Genomic DNA, 22132 nt, shown 5'->3' on the forward strand with positions numbered 1-22132 from the left:
GGATTGTATGAAATCCTCACTTAAAAGGAGCGAATTGAATATGAATGCAACGATTCAAACAGCAAAATCCAGATTTTCCAGGTTTGCGACCTCTGTGAGTCTAATTGCAGCGGGTGTCTTACTTTTTGCAGGTATGGCCAGTGCACATGTGACAGTCAAGCCTTCTGTTTCACAACCTAATGCGTGGGAAACGTACACATTGAAAGTACCCGTGGAAAAAAACATTCCAACCACCAAAGTCGCCTTGAAAATTCCGAAAGAGGTCGTTTTCAAACAATACGAGCCTGTACCGGATTGGAAAGTAGCCACCGAAAAAGACAGCTCCGGCAAAGTAACCACCGTGACCTGGACGACTGAAAAAGACGGCATTCAAGCGGGTCAGTATCAGCGTTTCAGCTTTGTAGCGCAAAATGCAGACCAAAATACCGCAGCACCCTGGGACGCCTTCCAATATTACAGTGACGGAAGTATCGTGGAATGGACAGGTGACGAAGGAAGTAAAAATCCACATTCCATTACTGAAATCACGGCGGATGCCACGTCCGCAACTCCTGCCCCTGCCGCAGACAGCGGACACGATTCGGCGGGCACGGCAGCAGGCCATACGAGCACAGATGCGGCTAAAGATAGCAGCAGCCCCGCACCTGCTTCGAACAATGCTGTAGAAGCTACACCTGCCGCTTCTGCTCCAGCCAGCTCTGCTGCACAAACGACAGCACTCGTCCTCTCAATCATTGCAGTCGTTCTTGGTGCCGCAGCTGTCGGCATTGCACTCAAGCGCCGCAAGTAATATGGGTTATGAGCGTATAAAAGTTAGGTATATGAACGTATTAATTATACGAGCGGTATAAAAATAAAAAGCTGGGGCCTTACACACATGGCCCCAGCTTTCCTCAAAAACTTTGTATATCAGTAGTATTTCTAATTCATTACCTCTACACAATTACTCTAACAAAGCTTTTCCCTTTAAATTCGAATGTCATATTATAATCTTCCCAAATAAATAAATCATTTTGCTCTTCAGTAGTAACTATCCGATTAGCTTGTAAGGCATTTTTCAGTTCTTCACGAAAACGTATAGGTCCTAATCGAAGAAAACGTTCGATTCTTGCTGGTAGGTTGTTAATCAATTCAAACTGATAAATAAAGCTATCAGGAATAAAATCGTTGTATGAAATTTCTTTAATATCAATAACCTCAATGTCATTTAAAATTATACTTGTAATGTGCGTATCAAAAAAGTTGAGTCTAGAAACTCCCCATTCCATGTTTACAATATGTTCTGAATCACACAACTGTAAAATTGACTCTTGCAAATCCTCATAATGTAAGTGGCAATAAGCCAATAAGGCGGAGTTACGAATATTATATTTGATAAACTCCGCCTCCTTTTTAAATAGTCTCTAGTTCCTCCGTTATCTTACGCATTTCTAAGCGCTGATATTCTGCAATTTGCTCATCAAGTGCCTTTTTAAGAGCGTTATCAACTGATTCCTCGGTAATATGCTCATCTGAGAATAATTCAAATATGCCTTTATAAAATAAACTTCGCGAATTGCTCAATAACTCATAATGTTTAAGATAAATACTGTGCAGGTAAACAAGTACATCAACATCTAGAAAAATTGCCTTAGTATCATATTGATCATCTAAATGTTTGTAAAAGTGCTCAGTCATAGTTTTAAAATTGCTCTCTTTAAACTTATTACTTATAAAAATATGTCCTCTCAGTTGTTCTTTGTCACTAAAATATTTTATATACTCATTAGCATTTAAAGTATTTACATATTCAAGTGCCTTTCGTTGCTCCCCTTTGTCAAGATTATAACCTTGACCGTTAGTATTCAGCTTACAATCATAAGAGAATACATACTGTTTAGGCCTATTATTACCCCTTTCTTTATAAGAGAGAGTAAATATACCTTCTGGAACTGGTTTACCTGAGAGCTCTTTCCCCCACTTTTCAGCATTTGGAAATATATCTTTTAACATTGCAAACACATCGTCTTCAAAATGTTTATCATTATATTTCTTATTATTAATTTTTTCTATTGTAACAGTTGTAAGTTCTGCGTGGGCATCATTTGCAGCTGCTGATAAATACGTTTTGGAACGTCTGTATATCTTTTCCGAAATATCTTTAAGCATTAAAGGGAACGAATGTTCCCCTTCAATATATATTCTACCAAAATTAATAGGTTCAACGCAACTATAATTACTATAATCTATTAGTTTTTCCGCTTGTCCAACAAGAATTAGCATAGTAGGCTTTAAAAGCCTGTTAAGATTCTTTAAAGCAGCTTTATGCAATGCTTTTTCAGTAACAAGTACTTGTAACCCTTTTTCATTCGTCTCGTCCCATAGATGTAAACATTTATATTCAGACGAGCCGATCTTAATATGATTCTCTCTAACTATCTTCCATAGGGTATTCCCAGTTTTGCACTTAGCTTTTACAAATTGATAAATAGCTCCAATATTTACAGTTACTAACTCATTAGAGCTCTTACCAATTCTATCCCCTTCACAATCCACACATAAAGTCGGGACTTCCTCATCCTTTTCATAGTTATAATCGATTTTACAATTGTCACAATAATAAAACTTAGTAATCTTATCCTGAATAATGTTATAGCTACGAAGTTCTCCAAGCATGGATCTGACAAATGCACTAGGGTTCTCTACTTTCGAAACACCAAGTAAATAATCAATTTTATCTGCTTTCCCCTCTTCGAATTGTTCATTTGAAATTTCCGTGAACAGAGGAACACCAAATTTTTCGAAGAACTTTGAAGTAAGTATTTCCCTGTTATCTATACTTAAATTACTATCATCCATAGTGAAAATTATATTTCCATTTTCCATAATAGTAGACCTAATACTTCTGTTGCCTAAACTGGATTTAAAGTAGAGACTCTCCACATCTTTAATACTCGCCAAATTAATTGTTCCATTTGAATAAGCTTCTTCAACAGAGGGCCAAATATCCAAATAATCTAATTCAAGTGTAATTTGTGGCGAATTTTTTAATGAACTACCACGAAATTTTATCTTGTTTATCATAAAATCAGTTACAGGTTTACCTGAAGCTGTAATCGTGGAACCATTAACAATACTGTTTACAAAGGTTTCTTTTTCATACGCTGCAAATACTTTCGACTCAATTAAAGATAAAGCACCTAAGGTTTTATCAAGATATATTCTGATAGCATTCTCTTCCATAACTAATGATTTAATTTCAACTGTATTCTTTTCTTCATCTATTAAAAACAGAGCTTGTGATACTTCTCGATTTCTTGGAGCAGATACAAAGTCTGGTTTGGGCGCATCACTAATTTGTCTATATAGTAATATTAGAATTTTTTTAGAGTGTATTGAGTAAGAAAAAACACGATAATGATTTTTACTGCCTGTTCCTTTAAAAAGAGTTTCTCTAAGTTCTTTATTGTAAGAATCTTCATTTGCAATTTTCCTAGCTTCATTAATAGGTATATTTTTGCTAAAAATGTATGTTCTCCCGGAAGACTTGCTATCCCATACAAAACAAGTAAATATCTCTACAAGATAGATCGGCGACATCCTATATAAGTGCAAGAGTTTTACTAATGTTGAACGCTCATAGCGTATTTCCTCAAAAGCTAAATCATTATAGTACTTTTCAATTGTTTTTTTCTTTCGGTTAGAGAAATCATGTAATAGTAGGAGTAATCGTCTCTCTTCCAAACTAAGTCTTAAGAGATTTTCTTTAATCTGCTCTTCATTACCACTATGATCTAATCCGTACATTTGACATAATTCTTTTAAAGCTGGAAGTCTTAATACTACAAATACTCCTGACAGCTTCTTATGAACAAGGAGAGATTCCAATTCCATAATCGCATCATAACGAACTCCTATTTCCCTCCAAAAAGCACCATCTAAAGCTTCTATTTTATAGTGTCTATTTAATACGTACATTCTTGTACTCCCTTCAAACAGTTTCTATAGTAACTTATCGGAATATCGACAAATAGATAATTTTCAAAGATTAATTTAGGAATACTTCCGCTCTTTTCCAACAAAAAAACAACTTAATTTTAAAGTTGGGTATAAATACTCACTTCTAACATTTTCTTATAGTAAAAGAGTACCAAAAAATCATTGTCTATGTTGTAGAAAAATGTCGAACAAGAAAACAATTTATTCTACAATTCCCTCAGAGGTAAATCAATTGAAGCAGCAAGAAGCCCCCACTGGATATATCTACCATCCTATTATATGAAAAATATAAAAGTACTAAAAATCAAAAAAACAATCAATAACAAAAAATTGATCAGTATATGCGCTATCTTTTCTTCGAATACTGTTTTTTTCTCGCTTCTGCCACATTTTTATATGCGCTTTATAGTAATCGAAACTTCACATACGTAAGCTTCTCCAATAAGAGCTCTACAACCTGTGAATGCAATATAACTTATCTAGTTCCACACAATAATGGCCTGATTCCGGTGATATTGGTCACTATTTTTCTCAAACATTCTTCAATATCATTCTTGTAAAAATCCCTTAAGTTTTTTCTTGTGTAGCTTTCCCCTATCTAACTATTCAACAGAATCTATATAACATTTTTTTGGTTTTATTATACATTTAATAATAAAATCGGTTGTTATTTAACAGTATACTTAATCCAGAAAAACCCAATTATTATTTTCGGATTTTTACTCTATATGTAATAATCCATCTCATCCTATTATTTCACATTCACCTTTCTATCATTTTTTTGGTAAAATAGGTAGAACCCTCACGATTCTAACATGATAGCATTGCAATCTATTGAGCATAGGAGATCATAGGATGAAAATCGTAAATAAGGCTCTGTTATCTAGTGCTATTTTTCTGAGTACCGCAGCGGGCTTCTATAGCCCCTTGGCACAAGCAGAGACCGGTAAGATCAGCATCATGCTGGACGGATATCCATTACCGTTCCCCGTACAACCTGCCATGATGAACGGCACGACCATGGTTCCCTTTCGCGCTATTTCTGAGGCTCTTGGCATTACAGTGAAATGGGATCAAGCCAGCCAAAGCATCACTGCTACCAAAGCGCAAGGCTCTGCTACCAAGCAGGTGGTTCTAAAGATGGGTAGCCGCAATGCCACAGTGGACGGACAATCGGTTCAACTAACAGCCGCTCCGCAAACCGTGCACGGTAGCACCATGATTCCGCTGGGCTTTTTCGGGCAGCAGTTTGGAGCCACGGTGAACTGGAACCAGGGAACACGGACGGTCTCCATTACATCGCCACGTGAAGCTATGTATACAGTAGGCTTCTATGCGCTGTCTTCCTTTGACCAAAAATCCAAAATACCGGATTTTAACGCAGTTGCCTTCGGCTGGAGTCGAATTGATACGAACGGACAATTTACGACAAACGGCAAGGAATACAAATGGCCTCAAGCCGCTGGAACCGTAACGCCGGAGTCCATTGTGCAGGAGGCAGACAGCCAGGGGACTTCCCCTTACCTGATGGTCTATTCCGGAGATGGCAATCACGAGCTGACCAAAGTTTTGGAAAATGCGCAGCTTCAAGAACAGACCATTTCCCAAATCGTCAGCACCGCCACCGACAAACAATTTAAAGGCGTTACGCTAGACCTGGAAGGATTGGGCTGGAGCGGCGATAAAGCCAAAGCGCGTTCAGACTACAACGCCTTTATTAAAAAGCTATCGGCCAAAGCGCATCAGGCCGGGCTCAAGCTCACCGTCGTTCTGCATCCGCTGAACAGCTCTTACTCTGGCTATGACTACAAAACGCTGGGCAATCTGGCGGACGATCTGATCATCATGGCCTATGATTACGGACAGAAGGCTACGCCTGAGCCTTTGGAAAAAGTGGATGAAGCCATACAACTGGCCTTGAAGGAAACCTCGCGGGACAAGCTTATTTTGGGGATTTCGATGGGTAGCGAAAAAGACAGCACCGTTAACGCCAAGATCGGTTTAGCCAAACGTTATGACCTCAAAGGAATCGCTATCTGGCGCTTGGGCATCATTGGAGAAACAGCCTGGGCACAGATGAACGAAGCCATTGAGTTTAAATAAGTGTACATTTTATCTCCCTGACCTTATTCCGCCCGCTAATGATTTCTTATGCGTCTTCTATGAAATCATTTGGCGGGCTTTCTTCATCCCCTTTAACAAAAGTGCTTGCCTGATTTGGAAGTTGTCGTCACAGGCTCGCAACCCTGTTCTCCATAGAAGATCCCCCAGTCTCTCATAAAATCCAGCAACGGCCTTAACGTATCTCCTAACGGGGTAAGCGAGTATTCCACACGCGGTGGATTCTCATTATAAATTTCACGGTGCACAATGCCATCTCTCTCCAATTCGCGCAACTGCAAGGTTAGCATCCGCTGTGTAATATTAGGCAATGTCCGTCGAATTTCGTTATAGCGCCGCGGTCCTGTGGTCAAATGATACAAGATGACTCCCTTCCATTTGCCGCCTATAACCCCGACGGTTTTCGCTACCGGACATCCAAAATTAACGCTAACTGCATGTTCCATCTCCTGTGCCATGTATACCCCTTCTTTCTGTAGAATGTGTAAACCAATAGCCCCCGACGCATGACAAGGAACAAATATGTGCGTACTTGTTCCCTGCAAAAACTTTCTATATGATAACTATATATTCGATATCAACTCTCATTATAGTAGCAGAAAACCCATAGAGTACCAACTAAACCCATACCCAAAGGAGTACATTTTATGTCTAATACATCAGCTAAAAAACAGGAAATTCTGGACGCCTTTCTGTTCAGGCACGCCACGAAAGAATTCGATCCCAATCGCATCATACCGGAAGAGGATTTTCAGTTCATTCTCGAAACCGGACGACTTTCTCCAAGCTCCGTCGGTTTTGAACCATGGCAGTTTGTAGTTGTGCAAAATCAGGCATTGAGAGAAAAGCTGGCTGCAGTTTCCAGCGGCGGTCAAAAGCAGATCCCTGCAGCTAGCCACGTCGTCCTGATTTTGGCGCGCAAGGATGTTCGTTATGATTCTCCTTACGTGGAGTATATGTATAAAGAGGTTAAAGGTATGTCTGAGGAGGACTTTGCCTCACTGCCAGGCCGCTATAAGATTTTCCAGGGTGAAAATCAACGCTTACTGGAAAACGAACGTACGTTATTTGACTGGGCTTCCAAGCAAACCTACATTGCCTTAGGCAATATGATGACAGCAGCGGCTCAGATCGGTATTGATTCCTGTCCAATTGAGGGCTTTAACTACGATCAGGTGCATGCCATATTGGAGGAAGAAGGACTGCTGGAGAACGGGCTGTTCGATATTTCAGTCATTGCTGCCTTCGGTTATCGTGCTCATGAACCCAAGCGGGAAAAATCCAGACAACCACTGGAAAAGGTCACACGCTGGGTCCTGTAATCTAATATCCCGAGTCTCTCCCCCAAACACTGAACACTGAAGCATCAAAAAAGGCGGGCTGCGGCACTTCATCTGAATGATGAACCTACCGCAGCCCGTCTTTTTTAGGTAACTTCAATCTCTATTAAAATACCCTTGGAAGCCAGGTTGTCCAGGCACTCCTTCATATACTCATCGTCATGCTCCACATATGCACCCGCACCTGCCAGTTCCTCACCCAGCTCCGCCTCCCAAGGCTCACACTGCTTACCGCGATACAACGGCTGTTCCCACAGGGGATCAACATTGTACCCTCTGCTTTTCATTTCGTCCATAATGAGCCTATGATAGCGCACCAGCAGCATGGGGTGATAATCGAACACATAATTCACGGTGGCGTGTGGCTTGCCCCACCCATTCCCACGCAGGGCACAGCACTCACGATGTTGCCCCAGCAGTTGCGGACGGGGTAACTTGTCGATTAAATGTTCATGCCAAAGCCTCATGCTTCCACAACCCTATCTGTAGCTTTTTCTGGTCTATTGGATTAGCATACGGATACCTGTCAGCACAATACCGATCAGGAAGCCTGTAACTGCGCCATTAATACGTATCCACTGTAAATCCTGTCCCAGTTTGTCCTCCATCAGTGCAATCAGGGATTTGTTATCCATCTTGTCTACATTTTCGCGCACCAAGTTACCAATCCGACTATGGTTAGCTTCCACCAGTCCAGTAATACCTTCCACAATTCGCACATTGATCTTGTCCAGCAGCTCGGTATTCCCTCTTAAATCAGTCAGCATCCGATCCAATAGCGGTAAAATATAGGTCTGCACATAGCTTCCGTCTTCCATGTAGTCCAATAAGCGTATACGCAGCTCTTCCATTTTGCCCAGCACTGACGCATCGCCTTCCCAGGCTTCAACAAGGCTATCCTTCCAGCCGTTCAACCCTTCCTGAACCGTATCTTTCGTCGCCAATCGGGTCACCTGTGTTTTCAGACCATCCAGCACAGCCTGACGGCGCAGGTGCTCTTCCCTTTGCAGTTCTGCTACCTGATCCAGCAGGAAATGACGAATCATTTCACCCATACGCTCTTCGTTCAGATAGCCGAGGAATGCGTTCAAAGCAAACTGCATCAGCCCGCTCACCTGCAAACCACTGACAGCCTGCATCCCTAAGGTGCCCAGCGTATAACCCGTTTCGGGTCGCAAAAGCCAGGACTCGGCTTGCTTCAGCGTGTAATCCAGTGCGCGGCGATCATAGCCCTTCTCGCTGGTCTGACGAGCAAGCGCCTCCAGCAGCGGTCCGGCGTCAAAATCAGTCATCTGCCGCTTCAGCTCTGCCACGATGACCGGAGCCAATTCCGCGAGCGGGAGGGACTGGACAAGCCGCTTGGCAAGAACATCTATGGATGCCGCCGCCTCCGGCGTGCGCAATCCTTTTTCCACACCTCCCAGCACCAAATCGGCCAAACGGATATCTGCAATTTTAGACGCGATGCTATCTTTGTTTAGCAGGTTATTTTCCACCGTACTTACCAATGCATTCGTGAGCTTGTCCCTATTTTTAGGAAGCAGCGCGGTGTGTGGTATCGGAATGCCTAGCGGATGACGGAACAAAGCAGTGACAGCGAACCAGTCTGCCAGTCCCCCTACAAGTCCTGCCTCAAAAGCTCCGGCTAACAAACGAGCCCAGCCATATTGCTGGAAGGGCAATGTGGCTGCAAAGCCTGCCCCTAGAATAACGAGCGACCAAGCCGCTGCGGTTTTCGTATTTTTTGGTTTTCCCATCCTGTAATCCTCCAAACTGACTGTCGAGTAAGTAAAGCACTATACCTGTATTACCCATCATATCATTGCCCGTGTCATTTCCAAAGTTGAAAGCACTTGAGATGAAACGCGCAAGGGCACTTTTTGCGTAATTTTTTATGCATATATCTCTCTTTTTTACATTCATGTTTGTGAACAAAATCACAGCACTGGGCCCAAACTCTTATTTTCAATAATAAGCCTTACGAACCATTTTATCAGAACCAAGTCCCATTTTTTTTAAACCGAAAGGAGAAGTGAACAAGAAAGTTGAATGGGCATAAGATACCTTTTTTCAGTACCATGTTGGTATTGGACCTCAGAAAGGATTTGAATCCATGATAACCCCAGATTCTTTCAACAGCATTCGACTTTTTCATATGGATTACCAGGTTATATATCCATAAAAAGTGATACTCCCATAAAATTCAAACACATATTTTGCTATATAGACATATTTGATGTGATAAAATAAACTTTTATAAATAGGGAATCATGTTTAATCAGTCATTATATATTGGTAATTCAAACCAAGATATGCTAGATAAAATTGCTTTTTTGTAAAGGAATTGAATATGACAACAGACCAAAAAAACAACGTGGGCCTCTGGAATGGCGATCCGGTCGTTATTGTACGCACTCCCTCCGCTTTTGCCAAGCAATCCCTTTTGTATATCCAGGAAGTAGGCTACTTCCAAAAAACTTCTGCTTTTATGATGGAAAGGAAAGAACTTGCCTCTTTTTTGCTTGTCTTTACGTTGTCTGGTAAGGGAGAATTACTGTACCGGGGCAAGAAATATATCATAAAACCTCAAGATTTGTTCTTTGTTAATTGCGAGGAATATGTTCAATACAGCACCTCCGGTCATGAATCCTGGGAGTTTATCAGCCTGTACCTGTATGGCAATCTGATTGAAAATTTTTACGAACAATTTGCCAAGCATAATAAACCGGTCATTTCCATGCATAATCCGCATATTATATTGGATAAGCTCCATGCTCTGATTTGTGGGCAGTCTGACAGAAGTCTTTCCGCTGAGCTACTAACGTCCAGGCTCATTGGTGAAATACTAACGTGCATTTTGCAACATCCCTATGATCATCCGTGTGTGAATGCTGAAACCCTGAGCGAAGTACGTCGGGTACAGCAATATTTGGATCAGTCCTACTGTGAGCGAATAACACTGGACTCGCTGGCAGATATGTTTGAATTAAACAAGTTTAATCTGGCTAAAAATTTCAAAAAGCAGATCGGTTTCTCTCCGATTGATTATCTCATTAATGTCCGCATCACAGCCGCTCAAAGCTGGCTTAAAACCAGTGACATGTCCATTGTGGATATCGCAAGGTACGTAGGGATTCCCAATACGAGCCATTTTATTAACCTATTCAAGGAGCATGTAGGAGAAACACCTCATTCCTTCCGCAAAAAATGGGGGAACCGTTCAAAGTTGTAAATGAGAGGTTACATGAAATCAGTTTGATAGATGATAGACGCACAAGCTATTCAAGTTAATGGCAAAACTGTCGAAAGGCAGTGACGCAAAACTATAGGGCCTTCCTTTCCAGATGGCAGCCAGCTACCAGATGAACGAGCTTTTTATTATGTCTTTTTTACATAGATCCATCACAAATTGCTTTACCTCTCTCGAAGAAAGCCCTGATCGCTATGATCAGGGCTTTTTTTCTATTGGGATAGTCATGTCAGCCTAGCATGCTGAATATACTAATTTCGAACTAGGAGGAGGGAAGGAAAAAACATAACCGCCGAAGCATTGCCATATTACGATGAATAGGAGAATCACTTGGAGCATGAGAACAAAAATAAATGTAATGATCATTGCCTTATTGCTCATTGTCCAAAGCTTTTTCAGCGTAACGCTGGCTTACGCTGATGCTCCAGCCCCAGAACTGCCGCAGAGTGCTGTATCCGATCCTAACCATACCGTTACGGATGCTGTATACGTTGTCCCAAACCTTGAACCTCCTAGGGAGATTCCTTCAAACACGGTTCCCTTCGTTCAAGGAGCAACCAGTTCAAAGTCTCAACATGATGCAGCTCCGCAGAGCATATTAACGAAGTTGAGCCTGACCGACGAAGCAGGGCGTGTCATTGATGCGGTATATAGTCCAGACAGCCAATTCGACATCGGATCAGCCATCCAACTAGGCTATGAATGGGAGCTTCCTGACAATACCTATAAGTCAGGGGACACCTTCACCTTTCATTTACCAGAACAGTTTGTCATCTACACTGATATCTCATCTCCACTAGTCACTACCGACGGAACCGTGGGATACTTCACAGTAGATCGTCAGGGCAAGGTGATCATGACCTTTAACCAATATGTAGAGAATCATTCCAATGTCAGCGGCAAACTGCAAATCAAAACCGAGTTTACGAAAGAGATGATGAAAGGCAGTACAGAGATCATCATTGTGATTCCGATCAAAGGCGGGGTACAAACGGTCATCGTGAATGTAAAACCCCAGTCAGGGCCAACCCTAAGCAAACAAGGGAAAATAGCTGGCACCAATCAGATCGACTGGACCATTGATGTGAACAAACAGCTAAACACCGTAAAGCATGCCCTCATCACCGATCCAATTCCTTCAGGGTTGGAACTCAGAAGAGACTCTATCCGGCTCTATCATCTACAAGTCAATATCGACGGCTCGACCGTTGTTCGAGACCTAGTGAATGCAAGTGAATATGCCATTGAAGCAGATCAAGCCGGGACAGGGTTTGTGATTCGTTTTCAAGACGATAGCATTAACACGGCCTATCAGATTCAATATTCCACGCGTATTATTGGCGATGAAACTCGTTTCTCCAACACAGCAACGCTTTCAGGAGATGCGATAGAGAACGTTGTTGCTACCGCTACGGTTCAGGTGGAACGTGGTGAATTTTTGTCCAAAAAGGTTGAAAAATATGATCATGCCACACAAACACTCTCGTGGGCCATAAGATATAACTTCAGCGAGACAAAAATTCCCGAAGCCAAAGCTCTTTTAATTGATCATTTCAATAAAACTCAAGAATTGCTGCCCGGTTCTTTGAAAGTATTTAAGGGAAACACACTGGAGGAGCTCCCATCGTGGGCGTATACTGTCATCCCAGTTGATTATCCGGACCGCAACGGCTTCAAACTTCAATTCAACTTCGACGTAGATTCAGCCTATACCATCCGATACCAGACTCAAGCCAGAGGCCGTGTCTATGATAATGGAAAAGTTATAAACATCATAACCTCGGATGGAACGCAGAAGATTGTATCGACGGAAATCATAAGCGGAGTTATGACTAAAATGTATGACACACCCAATTACAACACCAAAATCATACCTTGGGTGATTACCATCAATACAGACTTGTACATCATGAAAAATATTGTCATTCAGGATGTGTTTCCAAACGGGGGCTTGGCCTTGTTACCGGACACCCTGAAAATTCAAAGTGTTGACGGAACAACGGAGCTACGTGCACCCACGGATTATGAGCTGATTCCGCTATCACAGGACTATAAACAAGGATTTACGCTCATTTTTCATAAAGCCATTCAGAAGGCTTATACAATCAAGTATTCAACTAACTATAATAATGACTGGAAAACGGATACAACGAAGCCCGAGTTTCGTAATAAATCCCATATAGAATACCAGTTTGAAGACGGGGAAAGATCATCGCAAGAAGTGGAGTGCCCGATCTGGCCGGACTTTATGACACAACGAAACGGTGCCAAGCAAGGAAGCTATAATGCGACCTCCAAGCTCATTACCTGGGATATTAAAGCTAACTACAATCGCAAGATCCTGAATCACGCGGAAGTGAGAGATCCCTTGTTGCAAGGTCAGAAGTTACTGCCCGCCTCCGTAAAAGTATACGATATGACCTTGCTGGGATGGTGGGATGGCGTACAAAAAGGGGCTGAAATCCCAGCAGATCAATACACCATTATTCCTCCCTCCCAGCAAAATGGTAATGAATTGCGTATCCAGTTCAAAAATAAGATACAGACTCCCTACTGGATTACCTTTCAAACTTCATTGGAAGGAGAACTGATTGAAAAGGAAATCCATAATCAAGCCCTTCTACTGGATGGACAAAAAACTGTCTCCGAATGGGCAGCGCAAGTCACGGTACCTCATGGCGGAGAATATGTATCTAAAGTCGGTGCACAAAATGGAAATAAGATTGACTGGAGCATCCGCATCAATGAAGGACAGTCCCATGTATCCAACGGTAAAATTATAGACCAGCCTAGCAGCAATCAAATCTTAATTGAGGATTCCTTTCATTTGTACTCTACAATCATCGCTGCCAACGGAAATACCACCAAGGGCACCGAGTTGATTAGAAACCAAGATTACAAGCTGTATATCAAGACAGACGCTCAAGGCCAGCAAACGTTTGAAGTTACTTTTGCCAAGGATATTTCCACTGCTTTTATACTTGAATACCAATCGTTCATTCATGCTGAAGACAAAGCCAAGGTGAGTAATAAGGTTGCCTTTGAGGGGGATCGTTTGACGACAGAACTGCGGGAAACCAGCCAGGAAATCATCGTACGAACGTCTTCCGGCTCCGGTTCTGGCGGGGGTGTGACCGAAAGTCTTGAGCTGACCAAGGTAGATCAGGATATGCCTGACAAGGTACTGCCTGGCGCACAGTTTGCGCTCTATGATAAAGGGCAAAAAAGAGCCCCTCTCATTCAGACCACCAATCAGGAAGGCAAAATCATCTTTTCCTCCTTGCTTCATGACGATTACATCTTGGAAGAATTGGCAGCACCGGAGGGCTATAAAATCACCGAGGGCAAGCTCGAGATCAAAATAGACGCAACACTGCGGCAAAGCTCTGGCGTAAAGAGGGTTGTGATCACCAATCGTAAAGAAAAGAAAAACGACCCTGAACCACCTGTAGACCCGGGAACTACAACAGACCCCACGAATCCCTCAGGACCAGGAACGCCTACTCATCCAGACCCTTCACCCCCGTCCGGAGGCTCAGGTAAAAAACATGACAAAGATCCGGAAATACCCGATACTCCGTCTATAACCGTGCCTCCGTCATTGCCAAAGTCTCCGGAGGACATAGCCCCTCCACAGGAGGAACCTGCGCCTATACCGCCGGAAATGCCAGCCGTCATGCCTCATCAAGATCCTCCTCCTCCGGTGGATTCGAAAGACGATCCCGAACCTAAGATCCGTCTCAAGGTTCCGGGGAAAGAACCTGAAGAGCCGGAGGATACACCTGCGGTACATCAATTACCCCAAACAGGTGAAAGCAGCCCCGTTCCGTTCTATTTGACAGGCATAGCGATGGTTATATGGGGCGTATTTTTGAAATTCAGACGGACAAACAAAAAATAAAATTAATCACCTGCCCTGATCTCCCGGCCATTCCATTCCCGATTGGAATAAGTCGGGAATGGGGCATTTTTCAAAAAAATATGTATAATCCGTACTTTGCTTAGGGGAGGCGAGATTGCTGCGTCTGCGTAAACTTTCCTACGTATTTATTGTGTTAGGCTTACTTTTTATTTTGTTTCCTAAAGCGACGGAATGGAATGAGGATCAGGAACAAAGCAAGCTATTAAAAGCAGCCGAGCTACCATCAGGAAAAAGCGATGCGCTTAGAACCGCCAGTCTTACAGACAGCTATGCTCGCTTGTCTACTCGTCTTACGGAAGTTCCGGTTAGTGAAGCGCGACAAAATACTTCCCCACCTCCTGCTCCCATGGCAAGCGCTAATGAACAAACTCCCATAGCCACTATTAGTATAAGTCGTATTGCTTTAAAGCTCCCTGTGTTGGAAGGCGCAACGAGGATAAATATGAGGCACGCGGCTGTACATATGCCGGAAACGGGGACGCTGGGACAAGCGGGGAATGCCGCCATTGCTGCTCATCGGGCCCGTACCTCTGGACGTTTATTTAATCGTCTAAATGAATTGAAGATTGGGGATAAGATTGTTGTCAACACTCGGGGTAACCAATATGTATATAGCGTTTATAGCCTGAAGGTGGTTGATCCTACGGACGTGTCTGTTCTGAAAAGCTTCAAAAAACAAAAGCTGCTCACGCTGATTACATGTGACCCTCTCGTAAACCCCACCCATCGTCTTATTGTTCAAGCCAAACTAAGCACCTAAAGCCATTTTAAAGTACCTATTTCTATGAGTAAAAATAAATCAGGCGGGCCATTCCTGTTCATTACAGAAATACACCCGCCAATGCTCACATCATGATTCAGTTGGATTCTTGGCAATCAGCTTGAAATCATCAAAGTGGAATCCTGGTGCAACCACACAGGTTACCAGCACAGGCTCATCCCCCAGCGGACGTGCCGTTTGCCATACTGTTCCTGGGACGAGTGCTTGTGGATGCTGTCCTGCCTCCACATCCGCACCGACGATAATCACAGTTTCTTCACCAGGCTCTTCTCCGCTTCCACCCAATTTCAACTCTACAGGGCTTCCGCTATGATATAACCACAGCTCATCAGAATGGACCACATGCCACTCGGAGAACTCGCCCGGATGCAGCAAGAAATACGTAGACGAAGCTGCAAAGCGCGGACCGGAATACACATCCGGCAGTACAGGCTTCGGAATTTGGAAATGGGCCTTCCACATCTCTTTGTACCAGCCGCCTTCTGGATGGGGCTCCATGCCCAATGCCGTTACTAGCGGTGAAATAGCTTTCGTCATTGTCTAACCTTCCTTTACCCTAAATTCCTTCTTCCCTACTGTAAAACATAGCGTTGCTTTTGTCACGTTTCTCCCTTGGCATGTCGAACGCTATTATTCCACGTCAAATTAAATAACATTAAATTGTGAATATTCATTTGATTTTATCATATAAATAGCAGTTAACAAGCAAAAGGACATACCAAAATATAATACACGTAAAGTTTTATGACATAAAATCTTGTTTTTTATTGTAAGCTTATAGTATCATGAGAGAAATTTTGAAATTCTAATAGAGCTTGATCATGTCAATCCGTCTACTAAGCTATGTATCCAAGCCTAAAAGGGGTGAGCTCTCTGATCCAGTTTCGCAATGTCAACAAGCATTACGGTCACTTCCATGTACTCAAAGACATCAATCTTCAAATTAAGGAGGGCGAGGTCGTCGTAATCATCGGTCCCTCCGGCTCGGGTAAAAGCACCCTGCTTCGCTGCATCAATCGTCTGGAAACGATATCGGATGGGGAGCTGATCGTTAACGAGGTTCCTGTACATGACAAAAAGATTGATATTAATGCCTTCCGCCGCAACATCGGGATGGTGTTCCAACATTTCAATCTGTATCCACACAAAAAGGTGATTGAAAACATTGTACTGGCACCTATGAAGGTACTGGGCATCTCGAAAGAAGAAGCTACTCAAACAGCCATCACCTATCTAAAGCGCGTCGGAATCGAAGAAAAGGCACAGAGCTACCCCGCCCAATTGTCCGGTGGACAGCAGCAGCGGGTCGCGATCGCCCGTGGGCTCGCGATGAATCCAAAAATTATGTTGTTCGACGAGCCAACTTCAGCTCTTGATCCCGAAACGATCGGAGAGGTACTGGATGTTATGCGCTCGCTCGCCCATCAGGGCATCACAATGGTCATTGTCACTCATGAAATGGGCTTTGCACGTGAAGTGGCGGACCGCGTGATTTTTATGGATAAAGGACAGATTTTGGAAGACAGCCAACCTGCCGAATTTTTCCAGAATCCGGGTGAAGAACGGGCTCGCCTGTTCCTGAGCCGTCTGATTCATCATTAAACTGACTACCAATGTAGCGTAAATCGAAAGGGGAATGTTCTGATGAGAAAAAGATTTCAATGGAGTACTTTGGTGCTGGTAGCTTTATCTTGTCTGCTCGTCTTGGCAGGCTGTGGAGGCAAAGAAGGAGCGGCAACGTCGGGGAATGAGCCGGCAGCAGCCAACGGGCTGGAAGCGATCAAACAGCGTGGCAAACTGGTCGTTGGTGTGAAATACGATACCAAGCTGTTCGGACTGAAAGACCCGGCTAGCGGAAAAGTAGAAGGCTTTGATATCGACATCGCTAAGGCTGTAGCCAAACATATTTTTGGCGATGAAACCAAACTTGAACTAAAAGAGGTCACGTCCAAAACACGAATCACCTTATTGCAAAACGGGGACATTGACGCCATTATCGCGACGATGACCATTTCGGATGAACGTAAAAAACAGGTTGATTTCAGCGACGTCTATTTTAACGCCGGGCAATCTCTGCTCGTGAAAAAGGGGAGCCCCATCACCGGGCTGGAATCTCTGACCCCAAAAACCAAGGTGCTCGCCGTGAAAGGCTCTACCTCCGCCAAAAATATCCGTGAAAAAGCTCCTGAAGCAACGATATTGGAATTCGAAAACTATCAGGATGCTTTCAACGCCCTCAAAGCAGGTAAAGGAGAAGCGTTAACTACCGATAACTCTATTCTGCTCGGCATGCAGCAGCAAGATCCGAATTATATTCTTGTAGGCGGGAACTTCACAGAGGAACCTTACGGCATTGCAGTGAAGAAGGGACAGCCTGAACTGCTGCAAGCCATTAATGATACGATCAAGGAACTGAAAAGCAACGGTGAATACGATAAGCTCCACGAGCAATGGCTTGGGGTTAAACCCGAATAGTATTCTTGTGAAGGAGCCGCGATTGCGAGCTCCTTCCTTTCTTAGGTCTGGATAAGGAGGTAAATTCGCAGATGCTTACTTTTGATATCAACGTACTTTTTGATCATAGCGACCGTTTCAGAGAAGGCTTGCTTCATACCGTTCAAGCTAGTGTCATTGCCTTGATCGGAAGCTTTATTCTAGGGGCTATTATTGCCATCCTCCGAATTGCGCCTTTTAAATGGCTGAACTGGATCGGTACCGTCTATGTAGAGGTCATCCGCAATATCCCATTGCTGATCGTCGTACTGTTTTTTTATCTCGGGCTTCCCACTTTGGGCATCCCTTTGGACGGATTCGTATCTGGAACGCTTGGATTGACCGTATACACGGCCTCCTTTATTGCTGAAGCCATACGTGCCGGCATTCAATCTGTGCCCAAGGGGCAATTTGAAGCGGCAAGGTCCTCCGGGTTGAGTTACAACCAGACGATGATCAGCATTATTTTACCGCAAGCCATCAAAATTGTACTGCCTGCAATCGGCAACCAATTCATTAATCTGGTCAAAAACTCTTCCGTGCTGGCTATTGTGGCCGGACTGGACCTAATGTATTACTCGGACCTCATTAACTCGGATACCTTCCTGCCCATCACAGTCTACGCCATCACGGCGCTGTTGTATCTTATCTTGACGGTTCCGCTTAGCTTTCTTGTACTATATATGGAACGGCGTCTGTCCAAAACATCCTAAGGAGGGAAGCCCGTATGGATTTCGGTGGATTATTTGTGTGGCCTAATGTGCGTTTTATACTGGAGGGCTTCCTGCTCACGCTGGAGGTTGCTATTTACTCTATCGTGTTCAGCTTCGTTCTCGGTATCTTATTCGGCATCCTGCGCTATACCCGCTTACCTGTCATTTCACAGGTTGCAGCCTTTATCATTGATCTCATTCGCAATCTTCCATTATTGCTCATTATTTTCTTCATCGGTATGGTTTTACCATCCATCGGATTGTCGATTTCCCTCAAGTGGGCAGCCATTACAGGCCTGTCGATCTTCGAGGGAGCCATGATCGCCGAGATTGTGCGCAGCGGTCTGAATTCGGTCCATAAAGGACAGGTGGAAGCCGCACGTTCCTCCGGTCTAAGCTACTCTCAAACCTTATGGCATATCATTCTGCCCCAAGCGCTTCGTCGCATGGTGCCCCCGATTGTCAGCCAGTTCATTTCCCTATTCAAGGATACCTCACTGGCTGTCATTATCAGTTTGCCGGAGCTGACGCATAACATTCAGATTGTCGGTGGGCAAAATCAATCCTTTGTCATTCCAGCCCTGCTGTTCGCAGCTTTCCTGTACTTTGCTGTCAATTACAGTATGTCACTGATTGCACGCAGGCTGGAAGTTCGTACACATTAAAGCTCGTGATACTTATCAGCGTTGCCACTAGTTGGAACGCACTGTTAGTACAGCTTGTATCTTTTCAATTAATCGCTTCAATGCTTCTCCCTGATAACGGCCAGACCGATAAATCAACTCTAGCTGACCCTGGAGCACGCCGCACAAAATAGGTACAGTGCAAAATTGTGAGCGATCCAATTCTGCCGCAAGGGACTCCGTCTGTAGGGTTACGGCAAGTCCCTCCTGCACCCAGCGCAGGATTGAAGGTATGGAATTTGTCTCCAAGACGGTTGCAAAGGGATACCCGCGATCCCGGAAGCACTTCTCAATCAGCTTCCTGCCGAGATGACACTCTGGCTGCATCGCCCAGGATACATGCCTCAATTCGTCCAGCGTAATGGAAGATCGGTTGGAAAACACATGCTCTACCGGAACAACAAGACAGTAGTTCTCCGTACGAAGAGGAAGCTGGACAAGCCTTTCATCCGTACCCGAATGCAGCGTAATGCCAACATCCATTCGGTTATCCAGCAGCTGTTCTGTTACATCAAATGATGGATGGATGTGCAGGCTGACTCTAGGAAATGACTGATGAAAATGGATAAGCATTTCATGCAATGACTCCTCCAGCTCCGGTAATGCGATACCAATCCGCAAACTCCCGCGTTGCTCGGTGCGCAACTCCTCAATGGAAGCCTTTGCTTGCTGTAAATCCTTGAGCGCATGTGCACTGTGTTGCAGCAACAATTTCCCGGCATCTGTCATTTTAATTTTCTTACCTGCACGGTCAAAAAGCGTCATGCCCAATTCCTCCTCCAGCGCCTTGATTTGCAAGCTAAGCGTGGGTTGGGAGATTCCAATCTTTTCCGAAGCTTTCGTAAAATGTAGTTCCTCGCATACGGCAATGAAGTATTGAAGCTGACGTATTTCCGTCTTCCTTCTCTCCCTTCGAGTATCCCCAGAATGATTGCATGAAAAGGTCAAAAGAAGCGCAAAATCGGATCCATCCGGTTCGCGCTTCTTCTTCAGGTTATTGCGCTTTTTTGAGATTATTGGGCTACTTCGGCTTTTTCCGCAGTCAACGTAATATTCGCAAACGTGTCTGCATCATACTCCTTGCCACGAGTAATATCGTAATTGGCTACCCGATTATTCACTGCCTCTAACGAGTAACGGAATAACGTCGGTACGATGGGTGCCTCCTCGCTCATATACGCCTGCCACTGATTGTATATATCTTTACGATAATTGTCGTCAAAGGCTTTCACAGACACCCCTTCCTGCAACAGCTTATCATTCTCTTCACTGGTAAAGCGCGAGTAGTTAAAGCTGGCTCCGCGTCCATACAGCCCACTAGGGTTTACATCTGTACCTGTACTCCATGCGCCGCCAAAAATATCAATGCCGGGGTCATCCTTTTGCACACGGTCATAGAAAGAATTGAACTCAAGCAGACGACCGTCCACCAGTTCGACATGAAGCCCGACATCCTTCCAATTTTGCAAATAAAACTTCGCCAGCGATTCGGCTGTCGCATCCCCGCTCATTGCTGCATAATGGAGTACCAGTTCCTTGCCCTTAGGGTCCTCACGGTATCCATCTCCATTGGTATCCACATAGCCTGCCTCGTCCAGCAGCTTTTTCGCCTTGTCCGGGTCATACGTGATGCCCTTTGCATTCATATCATGATATCCCTTAAAGGCAGGCGGAATCAGGGATGTTGCTGGAATCCGAAGTCCATGATAGAGCTGCTTGCCGACCTGCTCATTATTCAGCGCATAGCCGAGGGCCTGACGCAATGACTTGTTCGCCAGCTTGGCGTTCGGGTCCATGATATTTAGATTCTTGGCCTGATCGAATTTGCCCATCTTAAAGCCTACATAGCTATAAGATAATTCCTCCTGACCGAGAAACTGTACATTTTTCGGATTGCTGGCCTCATTGTAACGGGTGGTTGGATAGCTGGCCCAATCGACTTCTCCACTTTTCAGCGCCTCGGTAATGACATTCGGGTTCACCACCTTCAGATGAAGGCCATCTAACTTGGGCTCACCGTGGAAATAATCTTCATTTTTGACGAATTCCACAGATTCACCTGTGACCATAGATTTAATTTTGAACGGCCCATAGCCAATCGGGTTTTTACGGACAGGATCAGATCCGGCCATATCTTTCACGGGAATATTCTGAAATACCTTTTTCTCCAGTGGTGTAGACCAAAGCCCCGATTTCACCGAAGGATTAGGTTCCTTGAAGTGAATGGTAACCTCTTTCTCATTCAGCACCTTGATGCCAGAAATGGTTTTGGCCTTACCCGCGTGATAATCCTCCATGCCCACAATGTTGGTCATAAAGCTATCATAACGCGGACCTTCATAGTCTTTATGACCAATCACTTCATAGGAAAAAGCATAGTCCTCTGCCGTTACGGGATTACCATCCGTCCAGTTCAGCTTGGGATCAATTTTGACAGTCACAGCCTTATTGTCTGGGGAAAAGGAAATTGTCGCCGCTCCTTTATCGTCAATATTTAGATTGGAGTCAATCGAAAACATAGAAGGGTAGAAAAACTGGAAGACTTCAAAATCAGGATTGCCTTCATAAAATACAGGATTCAGAATACCTTCAAAAGGGGTATCAGACACGAGTGCATAATTGATGATGCCACCCTTAATCGGCGCCTTATCGTTCTTGACCGCCTTCGCCAGCGCTGTCGCATTCACCTGCTTGCTGTCGGACCCTGAGCCGCCTGTACCGTCAGACGATTTCCCTCCATTTGAAGCGGAAGGCGAACCGCTGCATGCGGCCAGTGAAAATACCAAAATTGCAGATAGAACAGGCAGAATTCCTTTTTTCCAGTGTTTAACCATTGTAAATCCCTCCTTGT

At 44.0% G+C, this 22132-nt stretch carries 18 protein-coding genes, 1 pseudogene and 1 riboswitch; of the genes and pseudogenes, 10 read left to right on the forward strand and 9 right to left on the reverse strand.

Going from position 1 to position 22132, the window contains the following annotated elements; genetic code table 11:
• Window positions 1-40 precede the first annotated feature (40 nt).
• Entirely contained in the window at window positions 41-790 is a 750-nt protein-coding gene (locus ACUYLD_RS12325) for a YcnI family copper-binding membrane protein (protein ID WP_446675157.1), read from the forward strand.
• Window positions 791-935: 145 nt separating this feature from the next.
• On the opposite strand, the gene ACUYLD_RS12330 is transcribed toward ACUYLD_RS12325, so the two are convergent.
• Together ACUYLD_RS12330 and ACUYLD_RS12335 are read right to left on the reverse strand one after the other, a co-directional pair.
• The gene (locus ACUYLD_RS12330; protein ID WP_446675158.1) at window positions 936-1316 is read right to left on the reverse strand and encodes a hypothetical protein; all 381 of its coding nucleotides are present in this window, start codon (window positions 1314-1316) and stop codon (window positions 936-938) included.
• A gap of 76 nt (window positions 1317-1392) precedes the next feature.
• Entirely contained in the window at window positions 1393-3957 is a 2565-nt protein-coding gene (locus ACUYLD_RS12335) for a hypothetical protein (protein WP_446675159.1), read from the reverse strand.
• An 876-nt stretch (window positions 3958-4833) separates the two neighbouring features.
• On the opposite strand from ACUYLD_RS12335, the gene ACUYLD_RS12340 reads away from it, so the two are divergent.
• Window positions 4834-6081 (forward strand): stalk domain-containing protein, encoded by a 1248-nt coding sequence (locus ACUYLD_RS12340; protein WP_446675160.1) that lies wholly within the window; start codon window positions 4834-4836, stop codon window positions 6079-6081.
• 92 nt (window positions 6082-6173) lie between these two features.
• On the opposite strand, the gene ACUYLD_RS12345 is transcribed toward ACUYLD_RS12340, so the two are convergent.
• Window positions 6174-6557: a winged helix-turn-helix transcriptional regulator gene (locus tag ACUYLD_RS12345; RefSeq protein ID WP_023986690.1), complete on the reverse strand. Its 384-nt coding sequence runs from the start codon at window positions 6555-6557 to the stop codon at window positions 6174-6176.
• Between the two features lie 189 nt (window positions 6558-6746).
• On the opposite strand from ACUYLD_RS12345, the gene ACUYLD_RS12350 reads away from it, so the two are divergent.
• A complete protein-coding gene (locus ACUYLD_RS12350) occupies window positions 6747-7421 on the forward strand; it encodes an NAD(P)H-dependent oxidoreductase (RefSeq protein WP_446675161.1) in 675 nt (224 codons plus the stop codon).
• 104 nt (window positions 7422-7525) lie between these two features.
• Here ACUYLD_RS12350 and ACUYLD_RS12355 read toward each other — a convergent pair whose 3' ends face one another.
• Together ACUYLD_RS12355 and ACUYLD_RS12360 are read right to left on the reverse strand one after the other, a co-directional pair.
• On the reverse strand, window positions 7526-7906 hold the full coding sequence (locus ACUYLD_RS12355; RefSeq protein ID WP_029514679.1) for a TIGR02328 family protein: 381 nt from the start codon (window positions 7904-7906) through the stop codon (window positions 7526-7528).
• A gap of 33 nt (window positions 7907-7939) precedes the next feature.
• Window positions 7940-9196 (reverse strand): DUF445 domain-containing protein, encoded by a 1257-nt coding sequence (locus tag ACUYLD_RS12360; protein ID WP_446675162.1) that lies wholly within the window; start codon window positions 9194-9196, stop codon window positions 7940-7942.
• 593 nt (window positions 9197-9789) lie between these two features.
• Between ACUYLD_RS12360 and ACUYLD_RS12365 the strand changes: the two genes are divergently transcribed.
• The 3 genes from ACUYLD_RS12365 (at window position 9790) to ACUYLD_RS12375 (ending at window position 15371) form a co-directional block, all read left to right on the forward strand.
• Complete coding sequence (locus tag ACUYLD_RS12365) at window positions 9790-10671, forward strand: AraC family transcriptional regulator (RefSeq protein WP_446675163.1); 882 nt, start codon at window positions 9790-9792, stop codon at window positions 10669-10671.
• Between the two features lie 50 nt (window positions 10672-10721).
• Window positions 10722-10802, forward strand: a riboswitch (cyclic di-GMP riboswitch).
• A gap of 224 nt (window positions 10803-11026) precedes the next feature.
• Entirely contained in the window at window positions 11027-14590 is a 3564-nt protein-coding gene (locus ACUYLD_RS12370) for a collagen binding domain-containing protein (protein WP_446675164.1), read from the forward strand.
• Window positions 14591-14705: 115 nt separating this feature from the next.
• A complete protein-coding gene (locus ACUYLD_RS12375; protein ID WP_446675165.1) occupies window positions 14706-15371 on the forward strand; it encodes a class D sortase in 666 nt (221 codons plus the stop codon).
• A 90-nt stretch (window positions 15372-15461) separates the two neighbouring features.
• Here ACUYLD_RS12375 and ACUYLD_RS12380 read toward each other — a convergent pair whose 3' ends face one another.
• Window positions 15462-15929: a cupin domain-containing protein gene (locus ACUYLD_RS12380; protein ID WP_254350725.1), complete on the reverse strand. Its 468-nt coding sequence runs from the start codon at window positions 15927-15929 to the stop codon at window positions 15462-15464.
• Window positions 15930-16256: 327 nt separating this feature from the next.
• Here ACUYLD_RS12380 and ACUYLD_RS12385 point away from each other — a divergent pair, with 327 nt between their 5' ends.
• From ACUYLD_RS12385 to ACUYLD_RS12400, 4 genes are all read left to right on the forward strand, one after another.
• The gene (locus ACUYLD_RS12385) at window positions 16257-16994 is read left to right on the forward strand and encodes an amino acid ABC transporter ATP-binding protein (RefSeq protein WP_061831951.1); all 738 of its coding nucleotides are present in this window, start codon (window positions 16257-16259) and stop codon (window positions 16992-16994) included.
• A gap of 42 nt (window positions 16995-17036) precedes the next feature.
• On the forward strand, window positions 17037-17867 hold the full coding sequence (locus ACUYLD_RS12390) for a transporter substrate-binding domain-containing protein (protein ID WP_446675166.1): 831 nt from the start codon (window positions 17037-17039) through the stop codon (window positions 17865-17867).
• A gap of 71 nt (window positions 17868-17938) precedes the next feature.
• Window positions 17939-18598 carry an amino acid ABC transporter permease gene (locus ACUYLD_RS12395; protein WP_023986681.1) on the forward strand — a complete coding sequence of 220 codons (660 nt, stop codon included), beginning with the start codon at window positions 17939-17941 and terminating at the stop codon, window positions 18596-18598.
• Between the two features lie 14 nt (window positions 18599-18612).
• Window positions 18613-19263, forward strand: a complete 651-nt coding sequence (locus tag ACUYLD_RS12400; protein ID WP_039270255.1) for an amino acid ABC transporter permease — start codon at window positions 18613-18615, stop codon at window positions 19261-19263.
• 27 nt (window positions 19264-19290) lie between these two features.
• Here the strand turns inward: ACUYLD_RS12400 and ACUYLD_RS12405 are convergent, their stop codons facing one another.
• The 3 genes and pseudogenes from ACUYLD_RS12405 to opp4A all read right to left on the reverse strand — a co-directional run bounded on the left by ACUYLD_RS12405 (window position 19291) and on the right by opp4A (window position 22115).
• Window positions 19291-20046 carry a LysR substrate-binding domain-containing protein gene (locus ACUYLD_RS12405; protein WP_446675192.1) on the reverse strand — a complete coding sequence of 252 codons (756 nt, stop codon included), beginning with the start codon at window positions 20044-20046 and terminating at the stop codon, window positions 19291-19293.
• 6 nt (window positions 20047-20052) lie between these two features.
• Window positions 20053-20229 (reverse strand): annotated as a pseudogene (locus ACUYLD_RS12410) (LysR family transcriptional regulator); the annotation flags it as partial.
• A gap of 65 nt (window positions 20230-20294) precedes the next feature.
• The gene (opp4A, locus tag ACUYLD_RS12415) at window positions 20295-22115 is read right to left on the reverse strand and encodes an oligopeptide ABC transporter substrate-binding protein (protein ID WP_061831944.1); all 1821 of its coding nucleotides are present in this window, start codon (window positions 22113-22115) and stop codon (window positions 20295-20297) included.
• Window positions 22116-22132 lie beyond the last annotated feature (17 nt).

The organism is Paenibacillus sp. SER-28 (assembly GCF_052906305.1).

Coding starts and splice junctions, on each gene's coding strand:
- ACUYLD_RS12350 (WP_446675161.1), top strand. CDS start 6,747: ATGTCTAATACATCAGCTAAAAAACAGGAAATTCTGGACGCCTTTCTG.
- ACUYLD_RS12380 (WP_254350725.1), bottom strand. CDS start 15,929: ATGACGAAAGCTATTTCACCGCTAGTAACGGCATTGGGCATGGAGCCC.
- ACUYLD_RS12335 (WP_446675159.1), bottom strand. CDS start 3,957: ATGTACGTATTAAATAGACACTATAAAATAGAAGCTTTAGATGGTGCT.
- ACUYLD_RS12400 (WP_039270255.1), top strand. CDS start 18,613: ATGGATTTCGGTGGATTATTTGTGTGGCCTAATGTGCGTTTTATACTG.
- ACUYLD_RS12340 (WP_446675160.1), top strand. CDS start 4,834: ATGAAAATCGTAAATAAGGCTCTGTTATCTAGTGCTATTTTTCTGAGT.
- ACUYLD_RS12325 (WP_446675157.1), top strand. CDS start 41: ATGAATGCAACGATTCAAACAGCAAAATCCAGATTTTCCAGGTTTGCG.
- ACUYLD_RS12355 (WP_029514679.1), bottom strand. CDS start 7,906: ATGAGGCTTTGGCATGAACATTTAATCGACAAGTTACCCCGTCCGCAA.
- ACUYLD_RS12370 (WP_446675164.1), top strand. CDS start 11,027: ATGAGAACAAAAATAAATGTAATGATCATTGCCTTATTGCTCATTGTC.
- ACUYLD_RS12405 (WP_446675192.1), bottom strand. CDS start 20,046: ATGACGCTTTTTGACCGTGCAGGTAAGAAAATTAAAATGACAGATGCC.
- ACUYLD_RS12345 (WP_023986690.1), bottom strand. CDS start 6,557: ATGGCACAGGAGATGGAACATGCAGTTAGCGTTAATTTTGGATGTCCG.
- ACUYLD_RS12365 (WP_446675163.1), top strand. CDS start 9,790: ATGACAACAGACCAAAAAAACAACGTGGGCCTCTGGAATGGCGATCCG.
- opp4A (WP_061831944.1), bottom strand. CDS start 22,115: ATGGTTAAACACTGGAAAAAAGGAATTCTGCCTGTTCTATCTGCAATT.
- ACUYLD_RS12395 (WP_023986681.1), top strand. CDS start 17,939: ATGCTTACTTTTGATATCAACGTACTTTTTGATCATAGCGACCGTTTC.
- ACUYLD_RS12360 (WP_446675162.1), bottom strand. CDS start 9,196: ATGGGAAAACCAAAAAATACGAAAACCGCAGCGGCTTGGTCGCTCGTT.
- ACUYLD_RS12390 (WP_446675166.1), top strand. CDS start 17,037: ATGAGAAAAAGATTTCAATGGAGTACTTTGGTGCTGGTAGCTTTATCT.